This is a genomic window from Pseudarthrobacter sp. TE3704 (assembly GCF_056279405.1).
This window is the reverse complement of sequence record NZ_JBWCCJ010000003.1, coordinates 552032-570903: the sequence shown is the minus strand read 5'-3', so window position 1 is coordinate 570903 and position 18872 is coordinate 552032. Positions and strand designations below refer to the sequence as shown.

The 18872-nt window shown below is 65.9% G+C and carries 16 protein-coding genes; 7 read left to right on the top strand and 9 right to left on the bottom strand.

All coding sequences use genetic code 11. The features are described from left to right. Positions 1–65: 65 nt before the first annotated feature. The 5 genes from ACZ9BC_RS10410 to ACZ9BC_RS10390 all read right to left on the bottom strand — a co-directional run bounded on the left by ACZ9BC_RS10410 (position 66) and on the right by ACZ9BC_RS10390 (position 3643). Positions 66–656: a dimethylamine monooxygenase subunit DmmA family protein gene (locus ACZ9BC_RS10410; protein ID WP_476245861.1), complete on the bottom strand. Its 591-nt coding sequence runs from the start codon at positions 654–656 to the stop codon at positions 66–68. 144 nt (positions 657–800) lie between these two features. Continuing rightward, positions 801–1802, bottom strand: a complete 1002-nt coding sequence (locus ACZ9BC_RS10405) for a heme-dependent oxidative N-demethylase family protein (RefSeq protein ID WP_476245860.1) — start codon at positions 1800–1802, stop codon at positions 801–803. After that, a complete protein-coding gene (locus tag ACZ9BC_RS10400) occupies positions 1799–2776 on the bottom strand; it encodes a PDR/VanB family oxidoreductase (RefSeq protein WP_476245859.1) in 978 nt (325 codons plus the stop codon). The genes ACZ9BC_RS10405 and ACZ9BC_RS10400 overlap by 4 nt, the downstream gene beginning before the upstream one ends. After that, on the bottom strand, positions 2773–3258 hold the full coding sequence (locus ACZ9BC_RS10395; protein WP_476245858.1) for a dimethylamine monooxygenase subunit DmmA family protein: 486 nt from the start codon (positions 3256–3258) through the stop codon (positions 2773–2775). Before ACZ9BC_RS10395 ends, ACZ9BC_RS10400 begins: the two co-directional genes overlap by 4 nt. Positions 3259–3265: 7 nt before the next feature. Beyond that, entirely contained in the window at positions 3266–3643 is a 378-nt protein-coding gene (locus ACZ9BC_RS10390) for a cupin domain-containing protein (RefSeq protein WP_476245857.1), read from the bottom strand. 207 nt (positions 3644–3850) lie between these two features. Between ACZ9BC_RS10390 and glnT the strand changes: the two genes are divergently transcribed. The 6 genes from glnT to ACZ9BC_RS10360 are packed head-to-tail and all read left to right on the top strand — an operon-like array spanning position 3851 to position 10722. Next, positions 3851–5236, top strand: a complete 1386-nt coding sequence (gene glnT, locus ACZ9BC_RS10385; protein ID WP_476245856.1) for a type III glutamate--ammonia ligase — start codon at positions 3851–3853, stop codon at positions 5234–5236. Positions 5237–5262: 26 nt separating this feature from the next. Then, on the top strand, positions 5263–6171 hold the full coding sequence (locus ACZ9BC_RS10380) for a class II glutamine amidotransferase domain-containing protein (RefSeq protein ID WP_476245855.1): 909 nt from the start codon (positions 5263–5265) through the stop codon (positions 6169–6171). Continuing rightward, entirely contained in the window at positions 6159–6896 is a 738-nt protein-coding gene (locus ACZ9BC_RS10375; protein WP_476245854.1) for a protein glxC, read from the top strand. The genes ACZ9BC_RS10380 and ACZ9BC_RS10375 overlap by 13 nt, the downstream gene beginning before the upstream one ends. An 8-nt stretch (positions 6897–6904) precedes the next feature. Next, on the top strand, positions 6905–8257 hold the full coding sequence (locus ACZ9BC_RS10370; RefSeq protein WP_115523618.1) for an FMN-binding glutamate synthase family protein: 1353 nt from the start codon (positions 6905–6907) through the stop codon (positions 8255–8257). A gap of 9 nt (positions 8258–8266) precedes the next feature. Next, positions 8267–9412 carry an FAD-dependent oxidoreductase gene (locus tag ACZ9BC_RS10365; protein ID WP_476245853.1) on the top strand — a complete coding sequence of 382 codons (1146 nt, stop codon included), beginning with the start codon at positions 8267–8269 and terminating at the stop codon, positions 9410–9412. A gap of 11 nt (positions 9413–9423) precedes the next feature. Continuing rightward, on the top strand, positions 9424–10722 hold the full coding sequence (locus ACZ9BC_RS10360) for an allantoate amidohydrolase (protein WP_476245852.1): 1299 nt from the start codon (positions 9424–9426) through the stop codon (positions 10720–10722). A gap of 19 nt (positions 10723–10741) precedes the next feature. On the opposite strand, the gene ACZ9BC_RS10355 is transcribed toward ACZ9BC_RS10360, so the two are convergent. Further along, positions 10742–11305 carry a dihydrofolate reductase family protein gene (locus tag ACZ9BC_RS10355; RefSeq protein WP_476245851.1) on the bottom strand — a complete coding sequence of 188 codons (564 nt, stop codon included), beginning with the start codon at positions 11303–11305 and terminating at the stop codon, positions 10742–10744. A gap of 269 nt (positions 11306–11574) precedes the next feature. Between ACZ9BC_RS10355 and ACZ9BC_RS10350 the strand changes: the two genes are divergently transcribed. Further along, positions 11575–12864: an ammonium transporter gene (locus ACZ9BC_RS10350; RefSeq protein ID WP_476245850.1), complete on the top strand. Its 1290-nt coding sequence runs from the start codon at positions 11575–11577 to the stop codon at positions 12862–12864. Positions 12865–12988: 124 nt separating this feature from the next. On the opposite strand, the gene ACZ9BC_RS10345 is transcribed toward ACZ9BC_RS10350, so the two are convergent. From ACZ9BC_RS10345 to ACZ9BC_RS10335, 3 genes are all read right to left on the bottom strand, one after another. Then, positions 12989–14020: a family 43 glycosylhydrolase gene (locus ACZ9BC_RS10345; protein ID WP_476245849.1), complete on the bottom strand. Its 1032-nt coding sequence runs from the start codon at positions 14018–14020 to the stop codon at positions 12989–12991. A 72-nt stretch (positions 14021–14092) separates the two neighbouring features. Next, positions 14093–17530, bottom strand: a complete 3438-nt coding sequence (locus ACZ9BC_RS10340) for a DEAD/DEAH box helicase (RefSeq protein ID WP_476245992.1) — start codon at positions 17528–17530, stop codon at positions 14093–14095. Between the two features lie 203 nt (positions 17531–17733). Further along, complete coding sequence (locus tag ACZ9BC_RS10335) at positions 17734–18855, bottom strand: NAD(P)/FAD-dependent oxidoreductase (protein WP_476245848.1); 1122 nt, start codon at positions 18853–18855, stop codon at positions 17734–17736. Positions 18856–18872 lie beyond the last annotated feature (17 nt).

Here is an 18872-nt window from a genome sequence, read left to right as displayed (position 1 = left end):
GGGACGTGTTTCGAAGGAGTGGTGCAGGTGCCCCGACACCCGGGGTGAGCTATCGAGCATCGTACTCATGGCAGTTCCCGTGCAAGGGCATCGGACGCCAGGTAGCTTCCCCGCACGCTGGACAGGTGGGCGTGGATTTCGAGTGTCCTCGCGCAAGCTGGGCAGGTCACTGCATCCCCGACGCCGCCGACGACCCTGCTCGTTGCCCGGCAGTGTGCGCAGTAGACAGGAAGGTCGGCCGTGTTGGTGACAAGACTGCGGACTTCATTCTCGAGTGCACCGGCGGTGCGCGCCAAGGCAAGGGATTGAAGAACATCGAACAGTGGACCGACAACCATGATGCGGACGCCGTTGAGGGTAGAAGAGAGGGCTTGGGAGACCTGGCGCCTGCTTTCCGGAGCGAAGTCAGCAAACGTCAACCACTGAACCGGCCCTAATTCTGCGGCCTCAGCCAGCCAAGCCTTGGCGAGGGCTGCATTGTCGCCGGAGCCAAAAGAAATGATGAGAAAAAACTTGCCGCTCGGGTCGACAGCTATGCCCGGGCGGTCTGGGCGGGCGTTCAGAACTTTCTCGTCAGCTGTTAAAGCTTGCCCGAAGGTCCTGGACGGGCCGCTGGTAAGTCCGGTCCGAACTTCCACCTTCGTGATCGTTTCCATGCTCTTCCTGTTCCAATTCGTTTCTCGTTAAGAGGCCACCCGCTTGATCCAAATCTCGTGCAGTTCTGCCGGTCAGGAACCAGGCACATCGCGGCCGCAGCGAAGGAAGCTTTTAGTGTGCGGTGGCTTGTAATAGATGGGGTGTCAGCCGGCAAGCAGCCAGTCAGAGGCGGCCTTGCGGTAGCGGTTGATGCCTTTGTACTCGGCCATGTCCTCGGGGAGTTCAGCCAGGACGCGGCCGAGGCGTTCCCGCCATGCCGGGACTTGGGCAATGTCCGTGAGGGGCAGGAGGTGGGTGCGGACCAGGAACAGCACCGCACCCGAGTGGGGGAGGCGAATGAGGTGCTGGACTTCCACCCGCAAGTGGAGCCGCTCCGGCAGCGCAGGGTCTGCTGACACAGTGCTGCGGTCGCTGGCCCACTCCGGGTAGGTTTCGGTGGAAGTGTCCAGTCGCCGGTCAACAGTCATTGTCCAGTTGGTTCTGCGGTAGTTCTCTCCGGGCTGGAGACGCATGAGGAACTGCTGAGCCCGCGCCACGATTTGCTCCTCATGTACGCGCGGGACGGGGCCATGGACTTCCAGGAATTTCATCCCCACGTCAAAACCCAGGGACCAATCTGCAGCGAAGGTGACCACGCCGGCGTCAAGCCAGAGAGCGTCCTCTCGCTGGTCAAGGAGCACGATGTCGTCCTGTATCTGGCTGCCAAGGAACCGAAGGGGGCCCTGGGGCAAGGTTGCGTCGTCTCCATAAGTGAATTCCAGTTCAAGGTCCTGCAGCATGTTCCGCCAACTACAGGCGTTTCCATGCCTTGTGAAGGAGAAGCTTTCCGGATGTTCCTTGGCCAGCAGCGGGAGCAGGGTGGCAATGGCATCCCAGACGGCGAACCGCATATGGGGCAGCACGTGGGCGCGGGATGGATCCCGGTTCAATACCTCCTCGCGCTGCCTTAGTTCCTCCTGGTAATGTCCGTCGATGTCCAGAATGCCGGCTCCCCACGTACCGGCCTCCGTCCGTACCGGGATGGCGGCAGGTTCCACGTTGGTGCTGTACCTGTAGCTGTCAGCGGGAAAAGGGAAAGGAAACCGGGCGATTCGCGCCGGAATGACGGCAGCCCCACGGCCTGCCTCGATGACGTCGGTACTCAAAGGTCCAGCTCCAGTTCCTGGTCGAAGCTGCGCGAGACGCAGCACATGATGGTGGTATTTGCGGCTTTTTCCGCCTCGGTCAGGTAGAGATCCCGGTGTTCCGGTGCGCCCCTCAGTACCGAAAGGGAGCACTCGCCACATACACCTTTGCGGCACATGTTGCGCACGCTTTTTCTCGTTTTTTCAAGGGCTTCAAGCAGCGAAACTCCTTCCGGGACCTCCAGGCTGATACCGCTTCGGGCCAGGCGCACCGTGAAGGGCTTGCCCGGATCGAGTTCTGTGCCTCCGAATGGTTCGGAGTGCAGACGGCTCTTCGGCCAACCTTGCTCGAACGCCGCCTCCAAAACGGTGTCCATGAAGGCCGCCGGGCCGCACACGTAAAGGTGTGTACCTATTTGCTGGTTGCTGAGTTTTTCCCGTAGTTCCTCACGGAAGACATGGCGATCAGTGCATTCCCTCAGCGCAGGCCCAAGCAGCTCCCGAGCCTCGGCCACATGTGCCCCCGCCCCCGGGCGGTAGGCGTAGAGCAGTGATGCGGCCACGCTTTTTTCGGCTGCGGCCCGTGCATGCGAAAGCATGGGCGTGATACCGATTCCTGCCGCAATCAGCAGATGGTGCGTTGCCGTCGCCACCGGCGGAAAGGCGCTGCGCGGCCGGGAAACGCGGACCCGGTCGCCCACCGCAAGGCCGTGCATCACCAAAGAACCGCCTGAACCGCCCTCAACCCTGAGTACAGAGATGGTGTATTCAGAGGGGGTGCTGCCGGAACCGGTCAGTGAGTAGGCGTTCGCGCCGCCCCCATACTGGACCACAAGGTGGCTTCCAGGAACATAACGGGGCAGCGGAGCGCCGGTCGGATCTTTGAAAGTGATGCTGGTGATCGAATCCGTTTGAATGCTCACAGCAGCTACTTCCAGGTGGAGGCCCTGCTGCACTGCCGGATGGACACCGGCTTCAAGCGCCGTCGTGGTCATGCTGACTCCTCGGCGTGGGCTGCGAATCCGAGGTAGGCGGCTTTTCGCCGCGAAAAGTGGCCGGAGACCGCCAGGGTGGTGGCGCAGCCTTGGCAATGAACCTCCGACCCCGGCCCCTGAAGGGACGGAGTCTTTGTGTGGCAATGTCCGCAAAACACCACCGATACCCCCGGTCCCTGGCCGAGCAGCCTCATCTCCTCCTCTACGAGCCCGCACTCTGCCGCGACCGCTGCAGCTGCCTGGATATCGGCTGTCGGCCCGGCGAGCACGAGCCGCATCCCCACATACGTCGATGCAAGCACCGACTTCAATTGCCTGAGGCTTTCGTGATCAGCTGACGTGAAGTGAAGGTCCTGCTGCGGCAGCCCATCCGTGTTTTCAAGCGCAAGGGACTCTGCCTGTCCAAAGGACACGCAAATGACGCCGCGGAAGCCGTGGACCGGGCCAGCCACTGCCGAGGGATTCACGTATGCGGGTTTCATTGGCGTCCTACGGCGCGAAGGAGCGGTGACCGGTGTAGAAGCCCAGAGCGTAGTCCGGGGTCTCGAACTTCACCGTGGTGCCCTTGGGAAAGAACAGAACGTCACGTTCCTTCGCCCGCACAACGTCGCCGGTCGCCTGGTCGGTGAGGATGAACTCGCCCTGCACGACGACCTTCATTTCGTCATAGGTGTACTCGTAAACAAGGGGCTTGGAGGCTTTGAGTTCGAAGAAGCCGGCGCTGATGGCGGAGCCGCCGGGGTTGGAGAACGAATCGCCAATCGCGGCGTCGACGCCGGGTTCATTCATCGAGGGAAGGCCGATGAAACCGCCTTCTACCTTCTGGATTGATCCAGCCTTCGTGATGGTGCCTGTCAGTGCTTCCACGGTTCCTCCTGTTGATAGTGGGATGAAACGATGATTCACCAGAGTGAACAGGCGTAGGTTTCCGGGGAGTTAAGTTGCTGTTGCCATCGGTCGCTGCAGGCGACATCCAGAGTTAACAAATGGGGCCATCATTGGAAACACGCTTTTGACTACTCTGGTTCAACAAGGTTTCATAGGAAGCAACAGCAAGCGAACAGGACAGTTTCGATGACAAGTCTCGCAACCCCTGAAGTACAGGCGGCCGAGCCGGTGGCAGCGGACGCCGGCCGGATTTCCCTGGCGGATATTGCCAAAGCCCACGGCGTCCGCTTCCTGCTGGCCACTTTCGTGGACATGACGGGAAAGCCCTGCGCCAAGCTGGTGCCGGTGGAAGCCGCCGATGAGCTCGAAAACGGTGCCATGGGCTTTGCCGGCTACGCCGCGGGCCTTATCGGGCAGAAGCCGCAGGACTCTGACCTGATCGCTGTTCCCGATCTGGCGTCCTTCACGCCGGTGCCCTTTATCAAGGAGGGCTTGGCCATCATTCACTGCGACCCATACGTCGATGGCAAGCCCTGGCCCTACGCCCCCCGGGTGATCCTGAAGAACACCCTCGCCCGCCTCGCAAACAAGGGGATGCAGGCCAAAGTGGGGGCGGAGGTTGAATACTTCCTGGTCAAAAAGAACGACGACGGGACGCTGAGTACCGCCGACGCCCGGGACGACTCGCCCCGCCCCTGCTACGACGCGCGCGGCGTCACCCGCATGTATGACCACCTCACCTCCATCTCGGACGCGATCAACGGCCTGGGCTGGGGCAACTACGCCAACGACCACGAAGACGCCGCGGGCCAGTTCGAGCAGAACTTCAACTACGCGGACGCCCTCACCACCGCTGACCGCGTGGTGACCCTGCGCTACATCCTCAACATCCTGGCCGAACAGCGCGGCATGACCGCAACGTTCATGCCAAAGCCCTTCACGGACCGCACCGGCACCGGCCTGCACTTCCACCTGTCCCTCTGGTCCGGAACCGAAGCGCTGTTCCCGGCGGGCGGGAGCCCGGACGACGACGGCCGGGGCCTTGGGATCTCCAGCCTCGCCTATTCATTCATCGCCGGAATCCTGGACCATGCCCCCGCGCTTCAGGCGTTCCTCGCACCGACGGTCAACTCCTACAAGCGCACGGGCGCCACCACCAGCTCCTCCGGCGCCACGTGGTCACCGCGCAAGGCGTCCTTCGGCGGCAACGACCGCACGCACATGATCCGCGTCCCGGACAACAAGCGGATTGAGCTGCGCTCCGGGGACGGCTCCGCAAACCCCTACCTGGCCATCGCAACAGCCATCGCGGCAGGACTGGACGGCGTGGAGAAAGCCGCCGACCCCGGCGCTCCCTCCGGACCCGGCGAGTCCAGGCCGGACGCGCACCTCCTGCCGGCCACCCTGCTCCACGCCGTGGAAGCACTGCGGAAAGACCCTGTGATCCTCTCCAGCCTCAGCGGTGACGCCAGGATCGGTGCCTATTACGCAGACGCCAAGGAAGAGGAATTTCTGAGCTGGCACAACCAGGTCAGCGACTGGGAAATCCGCACCTACTTGACCTCTATCTGATCCCCACCGAGTAAAGGACCCCCACCATGTGCGGAATCGCCGCGCTGCAGCTGCGCAATCCCTCGCTGCATCCCCAGATGGGCAGCCTGCTGTCCTCCATGCTGTGCCAGATCGTGGACCGCGGGCCGGACTCCGCCGGCCTGGCCGTCTACAACACCCCCGGACTGGTGTCGGCCGGCACCTCCACCCTCAGCCTCCTGGGCAAGGACCAGGGCATGACGACGGCGGCCATCACCGCAGGCGTCGCCGCCATGCTCCCGGCCGGCACGGCAGCAGCAACGAAAGTGGTGGGGGATACCACCCTGGTGAGTGCCGCCGTCGGGACTGACCTGCTGGTGAAGGCCGTCAGTGAAACCCTGCCCGGCGCCACTATCATCGGCCGCGGCGAGCACGTGGCAGTGATGAAGAGCGTGGGCCATCCCATGGACATCGCCGCCGAGCACGGCCTCGAGGCAATGGCCGGAAGCCAGGGCCTGTCCCACACCCGGATGGCAACCGAATCCGCCGTGACCGCCGGCGGCTCCCACCCCTTCTCGGTTGCCGACGACTTGTGCCTGGTCCATAACGGCTCCTTCTCCAACCACGCCACGGTGCGCCGCGACCTCAAGCGCGAAGGCGTGGTGTTCGACTCCGAAAACGACACCGAGGTGGGTGCCCGCTACGTCGCTTCCCGGCTCAAGCAGGGCGACACCCTGGAAGAAGCCCTGGTGAACCTGGGCAAGGTGCTGGACGGTTTCTACACCCTGGTGGTCACCACGGCGGACAGCATGGCCGTGGTCCGGGACCCCATCGCCTGCAAACCGGCCATCATCGCCGAAACGGACGACTACGTGGCCATGGCCTCCGAATACCGTGCCCTGGCCGGCCTGCCCGGCATCGACAACGCCCGCATCTTTGAACCGGAACCCGGAAAGGTCTACACATGGTCACTCTGACAGCCCCCGAAAACATCGCGACGGACGTTCCGGCAGCAGACGGGCCCGCCGCCACCACGGTGGACCTCGACGCCAGCACCGTCCGGGAACTCAACCAGGGCATCCACAACGCCGAGGACGGACAGGCGTGGACCGTCACCAACCCCGGCGGCAAGCACAGCCTGGCCGTCGGCATCACCGCCGACATCGAAGTGACCATTGAAGGGCACGCCGGATATTACGCAGCCGGGATGCACCAAAAAGGCGACGTGACCATCACCGGCAATGCCGGCGTCGGACTGGCCGAGAACATCATGTCCGGCAGGGTCCACGTGAAAGGCGACGCCTCGCAGTCCGCCGCGGCCACCGGCCACGGCGGCCTGGTGGTCATCGACGGGAACGCCGGAGCACGCTGCGGAATCTCCATGAAGGGGGTGGACATCGTGGTGGGCGGCAACATCGGCCACATGTCCGCGTTCATGGCGCAGGCCGGCCGCCTGGTGGTGTGCGGCGACGCCGGGGACGCCCTGGGCGACTCCATCTATGAGGCCCGGATCTACGTCAAGGGCACTGTCGCCTCCCTCGGCGCGGACTGCGTCGAAAAGCCGTTGCAGGCCGAGCACCTCGCCGAGCTCACGGAGCTGCTCGCCGCTGCCGGCCGCAGGGACAACCCCGCCGACTTCAGGCGCTACGGCTCAGCCCGGAACCTTTACCACTTCCACGTCGACAACTCGACGTCGTACTAGGAGCCCCCATGACCATCACCTCCGTTCCGCAGCAGGCGCCCACCCAGAACATTGCTGAACTGGGCCTGCGCGAGTCCGCCACGTTCGACCGCGCCACCATCGCCGACATCCAGCGCGCCGCCGCCACCGGCGTCTACGACATCCGCGGCTGGGGCGCCAAGCGCAAGGTCCCGCACTTCGACGACCTGCTCTTCCTCGGCGCCTCCATGTCCCGCTACCCGCTGGAGGGCTACCGCGAAAAGTGCGATACCGACGTCGTGCTTGGCGACCGGCACGCCAGCAAGCCGCTGCATCTGCAGACCCCGGTGACCATCGCCGGTATGAGCTTCGGCGCTCTGTCCGCCAACGCCAAGGAGGCGCTGGGCCGCGGCGCTTCGGAGGTAGGCACCTCCACCACAACGGGCGACGGCGGCATGACGCCTGAGGAGCGCGGCCAGTCCAAGCACCTCGTGTACCAGTACCTGCCGTCCCGGTACGGCATGAACCCGGACGACCTGCGCAAGGCCGACGCCATCGAAATCGTGCTGGGCCAGGGCGCCAAGCCCGGCGGCGGCGGGATGCTCCTGGGCCAGAAGATCACCGAACGCGTGGCCGGGATGCGGACGCTGCCGGTGGGCATCGACCAGCGCTCTGCCAGCCGGCACCCGGACTGGACCGGCCCGGACGACCTCGAAATCAAGATCGGCGAACTCCGCGAAATCACCGACTGGAAAACCCCCATCTACGTCAAGATCGGTGCCTCCCGGCCGTACTACGACACGGCGCTCGCCGTGAAGTCCGGCGCGGACGTTGTGGTGGTGGACGGCATGCAGGGCGGGACCGCCGCCACGCAGCAGGTGTTCATCGAGAACGTCGGCATCCCCACCCTCGCCGCCATCCCGCAGGCCGTGCAGGCCCTGCAGGAACTCGGCGTCCACCGCAAGGTCCAGCTCATCGTCTCCGGCGGCATCCGCACCGGCGCGGACGTCGCCAAGGCCATGGCTTTGGGTGCCGACGCCGTCGCGATCGGCACTGCGGCGCTGATCGCCCTGGGCGACAACGATCCCCGCTACGCTGCCGAGTACTCTGCCCTCGGTTCCGCCGCCGGTTTCTACGACGACTTCCAGGACGGCCGCGACCCCGCCGGCATCACCACCCAGGACCCGGAGCTCGCCTCCCGCCTGGATCCGGTAGCCGCTGGCCGCCGCCTGGCCAACTACCTGCGTGTCCTCACCATGGAGGCGCAGACCATCGCCCGGGCCTGCGGCAAGTCGCACCTGCACAACCTGGAACCCGAGGACCTCGTGGCGCTGACCATCGAGGCTTCCGCCATGGCCCGCGTCCCGCTGGCGGGCACCAGCTGGATCCCCGGCGCAGGCTAGGAGCACTTCGTGACTGATTCGTCCGATTATGTGGTGGTGGGTGCCGGCCTGGCCGGCGCTGCCACCGCCTGGCAACTTGCGGCCCGCGGCCACCAGGTCACCATCCTGGAACGCAACGTCCCTGCCAGCCACGACGCCAGCTCACACGGCTCCGCCCGGATCTTCCGCTACGCCTACCCGGACCCCTTCTACACGCGGGCGGTACTGGAATCCAAGGCGCTGTGGGACGGGCTCGCCCTGGACACCGGCACACAGCTGATCACCCCGTTCGGCGCCGTGGATTACGGCCCCGAGCGCAACCCTGCACTGCTCGCCGGGGTGCTGGCCGCCGTCGGCGTTGAGCACGAACTCCTCTCTCCTTCCGACGCCAGGACGCGCTGGCCGCAGATCGCCTTTGATACCGAGGTTCTCTGGCACCCCGGCGCCGGCGTCATCGATGCCGAAACCGCCGTCAATGCCATGGTTGCGCTGGCCGTGCGGAACGGCGCCGAGGTCCTGACCGGCTGGAACCTGCGCAGCATGGAGCGCAACGGCAGCGGCTACCGCCTCATTTCCGGCACGGGGGAAACGGTCGACGCCGGCAACGTCGTCATCAGCGCCGGCGGCTGGCTGCCGGAGCTGCTTGGGCGGTTGCCCCTTCCGGAAGGGTTCCTTGCCGGGCTGCCGGAGATCACCGTCCGGCAGGAACAGGCGTTCCACTTCAAATACCGGGACCCCGAGGGTTCAGGCCAGTGGCCCACCTTCATCCACAAGGCCGCCGACATCCAGACGTACGGCCTTCCCGGCGGGCGCGACGCAGGCTTTGCCGGGCAAAAGGTGGCCGAGTACAACGGCGGCCCGTTCATCCCCTCCGCGGCTCAGCAAACGGGCGTTGTTGATCCTGCCAACCGGGAGCGGGTAGTGGACTACGTCCGGCGTTACCTGCTGGGCCTGGACCCTGAGCCGTACGCGGAAACCACCTGTCTCTTCACGAACACACCCAACGAAGACTTCATCATCGACCGCGCGGACAACCTGACCATCCTGTCCCCCTGTTCCGGGCACGGGGCCAAGTTCGCGCCGCTCATCGGCCAATGGGCTGCGGACCTCGCCACCGGGGCCGGCGGTGTCCCGCCGCGGTTCCGGCCCGCGTCGTCCACAGCTGTGACCACATAGAACGGATACCAGTGAGCCTTTCACAGACAGTACCCCCGGCGGACCCCACGGCGGATGCCCGGCCTGCTGCCGCAACGAGCGCATCCAGTGTGACCAGCCTGCTGCAGGGCATCTCCACCATCGGCAGGGACACGTCACGCGGCGGCTACTCACGGGCGGTCTTCTCCACCGCGGAAACGGACCTGCGCGCCTGGTTCACCGAGCAGGCAGGCCGGCGCGGGCTGGACGTCACCACGGACCACAACGGGATCATCTGGGCTTGGTGGGACACCTCCGCCGGCACCCGCAGGGATGCCGTTGTCACCGGCAGCCACCTGGACTCCGTTCCCGGCGGCGGCGAGTACGACGGTCCGCTGGGTGTCGCATCGGCGCTGGTCGCCGTCGACATCCTTAAAGCCCGCGGACTCCGCCCCCGGCGGCCGCTGGCCATCGCCGTTTTCCCCGAGGAGGAGGGCTCGCGGTTCGGCGTCGCCTGCCTGGGCTCCCGTCTCTTGACGGGCCAGCTGGATCCGGACAAGGCGCGCCGGCTCAAGGACCCGGACGGCAACACGTTCGCCGACGTAGCTGCCGCCAACGGGCAGGACCCCCGGCTGATCGGCGCGGACTACAAGACGCTGCAGCAGCTGGGGGTCTTCGTGGAGCTGCATGTGGAACAGGGCAGGGGACTGGTTGACCTCAACCAGCCCGTGGCCGTTGGTTCCTCAATCCTGGGCCACGGCCGCTGGAAGCTCAGCATCAGCGGGCAGGGCAACCACGCCGGCACCACGCTGATGGCGGACCGCAAGGACCCCATGATCGCTGCCGCCAAGATCATGGTGAACATCCGCGATACCGCCAGGAAATACCGGGACGCACGTGCCACGGTCGGCAGGGTCCAGCCCGTTCCGGGCGGGACCAATGTGATCGCTTCCAGGGTGGACCTCTGGATCGACGTCCGGCACCCGGACGACTCCGTCACCGCGGCCCTGGTGGAAGCCATCGGCCTGAACGCCCAGGTGTTCGCCGCGGAGGAAGGCTGCGGCGCCAGCCTCACCATGGAATCGCTCAGCCCCACAGTGCATTTCGACGGCGGCCTGCGGGACCGGCTGAAGGAACTGCTTCCCGGAGCGCCGGTCCTGGACACCGGCGCCGGGCACGATGCCGGCGTCCTGGCCAGCCACATTCCCACCGCCATGTTGTTCGTCAGGAACCCCACCGGCATCTCACACTCGCCGGACGAGCTGGTGGAGGACTGGGACGCTGAAGCCGGTGCCGTGGCGCTGGCAGATGCGCTCGCCGGGCTGATGGGAGAGGCGCGCGCCATCGGGTAGCGGCTGTGGTCCGTTGTTTTCAGTGCCGTACGCGGTAGTTCATGAGGACACAGCCCCCGGCGAGGACACGCGACTCCTCGAGTTCGAGGTCGGTGCGCCGGGGCTGTGGCCGGAAGAAGGGGACGCCGGAGCCCAGCAGCACGGGATGCACATTGAGGCTGACCTCGTCGATCAGACCGGCTTCGAAGAGCGATCCGGCGAGTTCACCGCCGCCCATCAGGCAGATCCCCTTGCCCGGCTGTTCCTTGAGTTGTTTGACGAATCCCGCGGCATCGGCGGACACCAGTTCCACTCCGGGCGGGGACTCCTTCAGCGTGCGGGAGAGGATGTATGTGGCGACCGGCGGAATGCCGGTGGCCTCGTTGCTTGCCGAGGGGCTGCCCGGGTCTGCCTCGCCGCCCATGCCCTGGGCGGCGGCGAACTCCCACGTCTTCCGGCCCATCAGGACGGCGTCCACCGTAGTCCAGTACTCGGCCATGATGTCTTCCACGTCCCTGCTGAAGTGCAGCCAGTCAATGGCACCGCCGCTGCCGGCGATGTACCCGTCGAGGCTGCACGCCGCGCCGTATGTCACGGTCCGCATGATGCGTCCTTCCGTTCTTTCCTCCTGCCCTTACTTGCAGGGTACGCGCGTCCCGCGTGTAAGGAAGGGGCTGGTGAAACTCGCGTGCGGACGACTGAAACCATCATTTAACACATCCGAAACCCACCCAAAAAAGCCCGCCATACAGTTGGAACCAGACGGCAATAGCCGCCCTCCGATGAACGTGGTACTGACTCCGCGTCCCTCCTCCGGAGTGGCTTTGACGGGCGATTTCCGTTCTCTCCTCGCATCACGAAAGGGGTTTCCCAATGGATTCGGGAAATGTCGCTTGGATATTGGCCAGCTCGGCGCTGGTCTGCATGATGATCCCCGCCCTGGCCCTGTTCTACGGGGGCATGGTGGGGTCGCGCCGCATTCTCAACATGATGATGATGTGCTTTGGCGGCGCCAGCCTGGTGGCTGTCCTCTGGGCACTGTTCGGGTACTCGATGGCCTTCGGAAACTCCGTCGGCGGGCTCGGCCTGATCGGTGACGTCACCGAGTTCCCCGGGATGGGGCAGCTGCTGGCCGCGGATGAAGAGGCGTCCATCCCGGTCATCCTGTTCGCCGCGTTCCAGCTCTTCTTCGCCTGCGTCACCACGGCGCTGGTGGCGGGAGCTGCGGCCGGGCGCATGAAGTTCGGCGCGTGGATGCTGTTCGCCGGCATCTGGGCCACAATCGTCTACTTCCCCATCGCGCACTGGGTGTTCGCCTTCTCGTCGGCGGACGGCAGCGTGACCGGCGGCTGGATCGCCAGCGGCATCAAGGCCATCGACTTCGCCGGCGGCACCGCGGTGCACATGAACGCCGGCGCAGCCGCCCTCGCCCTGGCACTGGTCCTCGGCAAGAGCTCCGGCTGGCCCAAAGTGGAACACGCGAAACCGCACAGCCGGCCGCTGGTGCTCATCGGCGCCGGATTGCTGTGGGTGGGCTGGTTCGGGTTCAACGCAGGCTCGGCACTGTCCGCCGGCCAGTCGGCGTCGGTGGTTTTCCTGAACACCGCCGTTGCTGCTTCGGCGGGCCTCCTCGCCTGGGCACTCGTTGAGCGCCTCCGCCGCGGGGCCGCCACCAGCATGGGCGCAGCGTCCGGCCTGATTTCCGCGCTGGTCGCCATCACCCCGGCCTGTGGTTCCGTCAGCCCGCTGGGTGCCGTGGCTATCGGTTTGATTGCCGGCGCCGTCTGCTCGCTTGCCATCGAACTGAAGTTCCGCCTGGGCTACGACGACTCGCTCGACGTCGTCGGTGTCCACCTGGTGGGCGGCATCCTCGGCACGTTGCTGATCGGCCTCTTCGCCACCGACGCGGCCCCCAACGCCGTCAACGGCCTCTTCTACGGCGGCGGCGTTGAACTGCTCGGCGTCCAGTCGTTGGCAACCGTCACAGTGCTGGTCTACTCCTTCGGCATCACCTGGATCCTCGCGAAGATCCTGGACAAGACGATCGGCCTGCGCATCAAGCCCGAGGATGAAATGCGCGGCATCGACCTCGCCGCACACTCCGAGCTTGCGTACCTCACGGACGAGGACCCGGTGGAGCTGGGCTCCCCGCAGCGTGCGTAAGGACCTCCCGGAAGTCCGGTAACCACTCCGGCAAACGAGTCAGGCAGAGGGCCAAACCTTGGACCGGTGCCAGCAGCAGCTGGCTTATAGTTCCAAGGTTTGGCCTTTTGTCGTGCCTGCTCTACTAGTGCCCGCTGCAGGCCAGGTTGCCGTTCCGCACTTCCAGGACGGCCGCCCGGACATGGCTGAGACGTGTCCTGGGCTCCGGTTCCATGGCGCCGATGTCTTCGCCGCCCCAATACGGATGGGTGAAATACACCAGCAGGGCGCGTTCCCTGCCGTCCTCCCCGGGTGCCAGGGGAACCACGTCCGCATGGCGTCCGACGACGGGCCTTCCCTCCACGGATTCGGGGGCCGTTAGGATGAGGCCGCCACGGTGTTCCTGCCGTGTCCAGTTGCCTGTGGCGTCGGCCGAGCGGTAGATCGCCTGACCACGCCACTCGTCCACGATCATCCAGTATTGGCCCTCAAGACGGAACACCTTCGGTCCTTCATGCGGGCGGCCGGGGATAGTGAGGCCTTCCAGTACCCACGACGACGGGTCCTGGGGCCTGTCGCTGACGGCGCTGTAGGTGTTGGAACCGCGGGCTTCGTCCTTGTACCAGAGCCGGTAGCGGCCATCGCCGCAGCGTGCGACGGCGGCATCAATGACCCGGGGCGAGTCCAGGTCTATCTGTCCCAGGTACTCCCACGTCTCGAGGTCCCCGCTGGAGAACTGCACAATGGACGCGCTCCCGGTCCAGTCTGTCCGGACGCCGCCCAGGACGGTCAGGTACATGATCCACTGGTCCCCAATGCGTACGACGTCGGGCGCCCAGAGGGTAGCGGGACGTTCCGTTTCCAGCGGTACCAGTCCGTCCGCGGTGCCTTGGTAGTTCCAGGTGGCCCCGCCGTCGGAAGACCGCGCGACGCCGATGCCGGTCCCGTGTACCCATTCCACGCCCGTCAATCCCGGTTTCGTGGCGCGGCGCTGGGTGTAGAGAAGGACCCACTCGCCCTTCAGGTGGTCGGCCACGAGGACCGGATCGGTGGGCCCGTCCCAGACGGGATCACGGTAGGGGACCGAAAACGCGTCCGCGCGCAGCGGAAGAAGATGCGGCAGGGGAGCCCGCCCGACAGACGGGATGGCCACCGTGGCGGCGGGCTGCTGGTGCACGGCTTCTCCAACGTTGTATTTTCTGCTTGCACCAAGAATAACGTGTTGAGAAGCCGGGCAGCAGCGGGGCAACTACTCCTTGAACAGCCCCGCCAGGTCCTCGGCCGTGATGGCGCCGCCGGCCAGGGCGTCGCCCTCCATCACGTCGGCGAACAGCTGCGACTTCCGGGCCTTGAGCGCCATGACCTTCTCCTCGATGGTGTCCTTGGCCACCAGCCGGTACACCATCACGTTCCTGGCCTGGCCGATCCGGTGGGTCCGGTCCACTGCCTGCGCCTCGGACGCCGGGTTCCACCAGGGATCCAGCAGGAAGACGTAGTCGGCCTCGGTGAGGTTCAGGCCGAAGCCGCCGGCCTTCAGCGAGATCAGGAATACCGGGGCGCTGCCGTTCTTGAACTCACTGACCACGTCGGCACGGTTGCGGGTGCCGCCGTCGAGGTAGCAGTACTCGATCTTCTCCTCATCAAGCCGCTCCCGGACCTTCCCCAGGAACCCGGTGAACTGGCTGAAGATCAGGGCACGGTGGCCCTCGGCAACGAGGTCCTCGAGCTGCTCGAACAATACGTCCAGCTTGCTTGAACGGACCCCCGAAAGCGACGGGTCAACCAGCGAGGCGTCCAGGCTGAGCTGCCGCAGCAGGGTCAACGACTGGAAGATGGTGAACCGGTTCTTGTTCACGTCCTCAATCAGCCCCAGGATCTTTTGCCGCTCGCGCTGCAGGTGCGTCTGGTAGACCTTCTGGTGGCGCGGGTTCAGCACCACTTCAAGGATCTGCTCCTGCTTGGGCGGCAGGTCCTTGATCACCTGGTCCTTGGTGCGGCGCATCATCAGGGGACGGACCCGGCGCCGGAGCTTGTCCAGCTGCCCCTTGTCGCCGTTCTTCTCCACCGGCTTCTGGTAGTACTCCGCGAAGCGCTTGGGGCTGGAAAAGAGGCCCGGTGCCACGATGGACGTCAGTGCCCAGAACTCCATGAGGTTGTTCTCCAGCGGCGTGCCGGTAATGGCCAGTTTGAAGGCGGCCGGCAGCTTGCGCGCGCACTGGTACGCCTTGGACTGGTGGTTCTTCACGAACTGCGCCTCGTCAAGCACCAGGCCGGACCACTCACGGGAGGCGTAGGCGTCGTAATCGATGCGGAACAGGGCATACGAGGTGATGACAATGTCCGCCCCGGCCAGCGCATCAGCCACCTCCTGCCCGCTCTTTGCGAACGTCTCGCCGACAGCCTGCACCTTCAACCCGGGCGCAAAGCGCGCGGCCTCCGCCGCCCAGTTGCCCACCACGCTGGTGGGCGCAACCACCAAAAAGGGAGCGACGGCGTCGGGGGACTTCTCCCGGGCCTGTTCCTTCGCCGCGCACATCAACGCGAGGGCCTGCACGGTCTTGCCGAGGCCCATGTCGTCGGCAAGGACGCCGCCCAGGCTGTGCCGGTACAGGAAGGTGAGCCAGTTGAAGCCCTCGAGCTGGTACGGCCGAAGCTCGGCATCCAGGGTGGCCGGCAGCGGCAGCCCGTCCACGCCGCCTTCCAGGAGGCCGCCCACCGCCGAACGCCAGGCGGCGGCCTGCTCGTCCACGATGCCCAGCTGCGCCAGCTCGTCCCACAGGCCGGCCTGGAAACGGCTGATCTGCAGCGGGGCGTCCTTGTTGTCCTGCAGCGACCGGGCTTCCTCGATCAGCGCCCGCAGCTGGTGCAGCTCCGGCAGGTCCAGCGAGAAGTAGGCGCCGCTGGGGAGCAGCATCTTGGTCTGGCCGGCGGCCAGGGCGGAGAACACCGCCGCAAAGGACACCGGCTGGCCCTCGAGGGAAATTTGGATGCCGAGGTCGAACCAGTCGCGCTGCTCGGTGGCCTTCGTGGAAATGGAGACAACAGGGGCTTCCTCGGCCTCGCGGTAATCGGCGATATCGCCTGCCGTTTCCACGTCCACATCCGGAGCTTCACGCAGCCGCGGCAGCACTTCCTCGGTGAACGCCAGCGTGTCCAGGCCCTTGAGCTCGGCCGACGCCGCCAGGCGGGGAGTGCCCCAGCCGCCGGTTGCCGACTCGCCCAAGGCGGGAACCACCTCCCACGGGTGGCCGATGCCCTCAAGGATGCGGGCTTCTGCGGTGTCGTCGCGGTAGCCGTGGTCGCCGGGGTGGCGCCACAGCGGCTGGGCGGTGACCAGGTTTCCGGTCTTGTAGTGCCACTCCCAGTGCAGCCGCACCTTGTGGTCTGCGCCGTAGTTTGCCAGCAGCGAGAGCGTGGGAACGGCAAGCGCGGGAAGCTCGACGGATTCGTCCCGCGCCGTCACCCGGGCCGCCTGCTTGAGCTTCGGATAAAACCCGGTGAGGAAGCGGGACTCATCCTTGGCAGGAATATGCAGCGTGCTGCCGGCCGTAACGAACGCCAGCAGTTCCTCGCTCAAGCCACCCTCCAGCGGTGCCAGGGTGATGGTGCCGTCCGGGTCCGGAACTCCGGGCAAGGCGGCCTCGCCGGAGGTGAAGAACAGGCCGTGCGCGGGGCGGCCGATCGTCCCCACGGCGGCCGGATCAATCTCGACCCCCTCCACGGTGATGGTGGGCGAAAGCTCCAGCCCGCCGTCGTCGGATGCTTGCTGAGGCGCGTCGCCATCCCCTGCGGGGTCAGCGCTGCCTGCCGCGGGCGCGCCATACCGCCCGAGATTAAGCCCGACGGCGGCGGGGGCCTCCGCGAGCCGCACCGACTCGGTGCCGCGCGAATGGACCAGGGCGAGCCCGATCTTTTTGGCGTCGGACAGCAGGTTCCACAGGTTCTTCCCGGAGTAGGAGTTCAGGCCGAGCCACAGGCCGGACGAATTGTGCATCCGGCTGGCCGACGCGGAGTGGGCGGCCAGGAACTCCTGCATCCACTCCACGTGCGCCTCGTTGCACTCGCGGCGGAAGTTCAGGTAGCTCAGCGTGTTCCAGGAGACGTCGCCGCGGATCCACTTGCCCTTGGCACCCATGATCACGGGGCGGGCCTTGAGCTGGCGGACGCTGCGCAGCGGATCCCGGCGGCCTGTGTAGGAGAAGTGCGGGGCCGGTTCCTCGATCTCGAACTGCAGCGCCAGTGGAACTCCGGTGCCCGAAGGCGCACCCCCTGGCTGCGAGATCAGCGGGCTGAGGGCCTGTTCCCAGTCGGACAGGGCGGCGGCCGACGGCTCCCGGGCAACCTGGGTGGCGGTTGCGGGTGACAGCAGCTGGACGCGGATGGCGGGGTTGTCCTCGGCGGCGAAGAGCAGCGCCGCCACGTGCTTGCAGTCCTTGCGGACGGGACAGCTGCACACCCCAACCGTGCAGCTCCAGCCGCCGGACTTGCGGACCAGCTTGGCCGTGGTGGAGTACGGAACCTCGGCGCCTCCCCGGACCTTGCCCAGCATCAGGCCCGTGCCGGCATCAAACGAGATCCCGGAGACGCGGCTGCCCATGGCATAGGCCAGTCCCGCCGCGAGGGAGCGGTCATTGATGGCGGGTGTCTGAATCGCCAGTGCCGCACTCTCGTCCGGTTGGGATGGCATGGTGCGCGCTACTTTCAGCAGGACACGGCGGAACCGCGTCCGGTGGTTGGTTATCTGATCCATCTTAGTTCGCTGCCGGGGCGGGGTGCGCGCGGCCCCTCGACGAGTGAACAACCTGATCAGCAAAACATGCGGCAGAACGAACGAAGCCGTGGCATGCCGCTGCGGAAACAGCGGCACGCCACGGCCTGTGGAATGGGATGCTAGGAGAACCGCTCCGGACGGAAGGTCTCGAGCATCGGATGGCGTTCCCCTGTAAGGATTTCTCCCGCCAGGAGCTCGCCCGCGATCAGGCCGAGCGTCGCGCCGGAGTGCGTGAAGGCCACAAAGCAGCCGGGAACCTTGCCGAGTTCGCCAAACACCGGTTCCCCGTCACCCGGGATCGGCTTGTAGCCGATCTTCCACGACGCAGGCTTGAGCTGGGGGTTGCCTTGAATCAGCTTGGAGGCTTCGTCTGCCAGTTCCTGGACTACCTCATCGGGGATGCTGAAGCTGCCGTCTGCATGCTCAGTGATGTTCTCCTCGTACCAGTCGTGGTCCAGGGCGAGGGTGTTTCCGGGGTTGGGCCGAACTGCCGCGCGGGGCGTGTTCAGCACCGGGGCCAGGCCGTGCTCCACCGGCTTGGTGATGACCAGCATGGAGACCGGCGAACCATTGGGGATGTTGACACCCAGCGGGGCCACAACGGCCGGGGTTGCGGCTCCGCAGGCAACCAGGACGGCGTCGGCACCGTGCACGGCACCCGAAGCGAGCTGGACCCCGACGGCGCGCCCGCCTTCAACCACCACCGAGGCTTTTCCTGCATTGAGGACCAGTTCACCCCCGAGTTCGTGGAACTCCGCCATCAGGAACTCCACCAGGTCCGGCAGGCTCACCCAGCCTTCGCCGGGGTTGAAGACAGCGTTCTCGGGTACGGCTGCTGCATCCACGCCCTTGGCCACCCCGGGGATCTCCGCGGGGGCCAGCAGCTTCGAGTCGTAGCCCTTGTTCCGTTCATAGCGGTGGCGGGCAGCCGTGGCATCCGCCTGGCCTTCCGCGTTCCACATCAGTCCGCCGTCAAACTGGAGCCATTCGCGGGACGGGTCGGCAGCGAACAGCGTCCGGTACCGGTCAACCCCTGCCATGCGGAGCAGGTGGTAGGGCGTGGAGCGTTCCCCTGCGGAATTCAGCCATGAGAGGGACCTGCCTGAGGCCTCGCTGGTCAAGCCGCTTTCGGTGAGGAGGACTACCGAGGCGCCTTCACGCAGCAGGTGGACGGCGGTGGAAACACCAAGGATTCCGCCACCGATAACGGCAACTTTCCTGGCGGAGTTGGTGGAAGACATGGGTACTCGCTTTCCTG

Excerpts from the sequence above, each read along its gene's own strand:
- ACZ9BC_RS10400 (WP_476245859.1), bottom strand. The coding sequence starts at position 2,776 with ATGACCACGACGGCGCTTGAAGCCGGTGTCCATCCGGCAGTGCAGCAG.
- ACZ9BC_RS10350 (WP_476245850.1), top strand. The coding sequence starts at position 11,575 with ATGGATTCGGGAAATGTCGCTTGGATATTGGCCAGCTCGGCGCTGGTC.
- ACZ9BC_RS10395 (WP_476245858.1), bottom strand. The coding sequence starts at position 3,258 with ATGAAACCCGCATACGTGAATCCCTCGGCAGTGGCTGGCCCGGTCCAC.
- ACZ9BC_RS10380 (WP_476245855.1), top strand. The coding sequence starts at position 5,263 with ATGTGCGGAATCGCCGCGCTGCAGCTGCGCAATCCCTCGCTGCATCCC.
- ACZ9BC_RS10340 (WP_476245992.1), bottom strand. The coding sequence starts at position 17,530 with ATGCCATCCCAACCGGACGAGAGTGCGGCACTGGCGATTCAGACACCC.
- ACZ9BC_RS10355 (WP_476245851.1), bottom strand. The coding sequence starts at position 11,305 with ATGCGGACCGTGACATACGGCGCGGCGTGCAGCCTCGACGGGTACATC.
- ACZ9BC_RS10335 (WP_476245848.1), bottom strand. The coding sequence starts at position 18,855 with ATGTCTTCCACCAACTCCGCCAGGAAAGTTGCCGTTATCGGTGGCGGA.
- glnT (WP_476245856.1), top strand. The coding sequence starts at position 3,851 with ATGACAAGTCTCGCAACCCCTGAAGTACAGGCGGCCGAGCCGGTGGCA.
- ACZ9BC_RS10370 (WP_115523618.1), top strand. The coding sequence starts at position 6,905 with ATGACCATCACCTCCGTTCCGCAGCAGGCGCCCACCCAGAACATTGCT.
- ACZ9BC_RS10410 (WP_476245861.1), bottom strand. The coding sequence starts at position 656 with ATGGAAACGATCACGAAGGTGGAAGTTCGGACCGGACTTACCAGCGGC.
- ACZ9BC_RS10375 (WP_476245854.1), top strand. The coding sequence starts at position 6,159 with ATGGTCACTCTGACAGCCCCCGAAAACATCGCGACGGACGTTCCGGCA.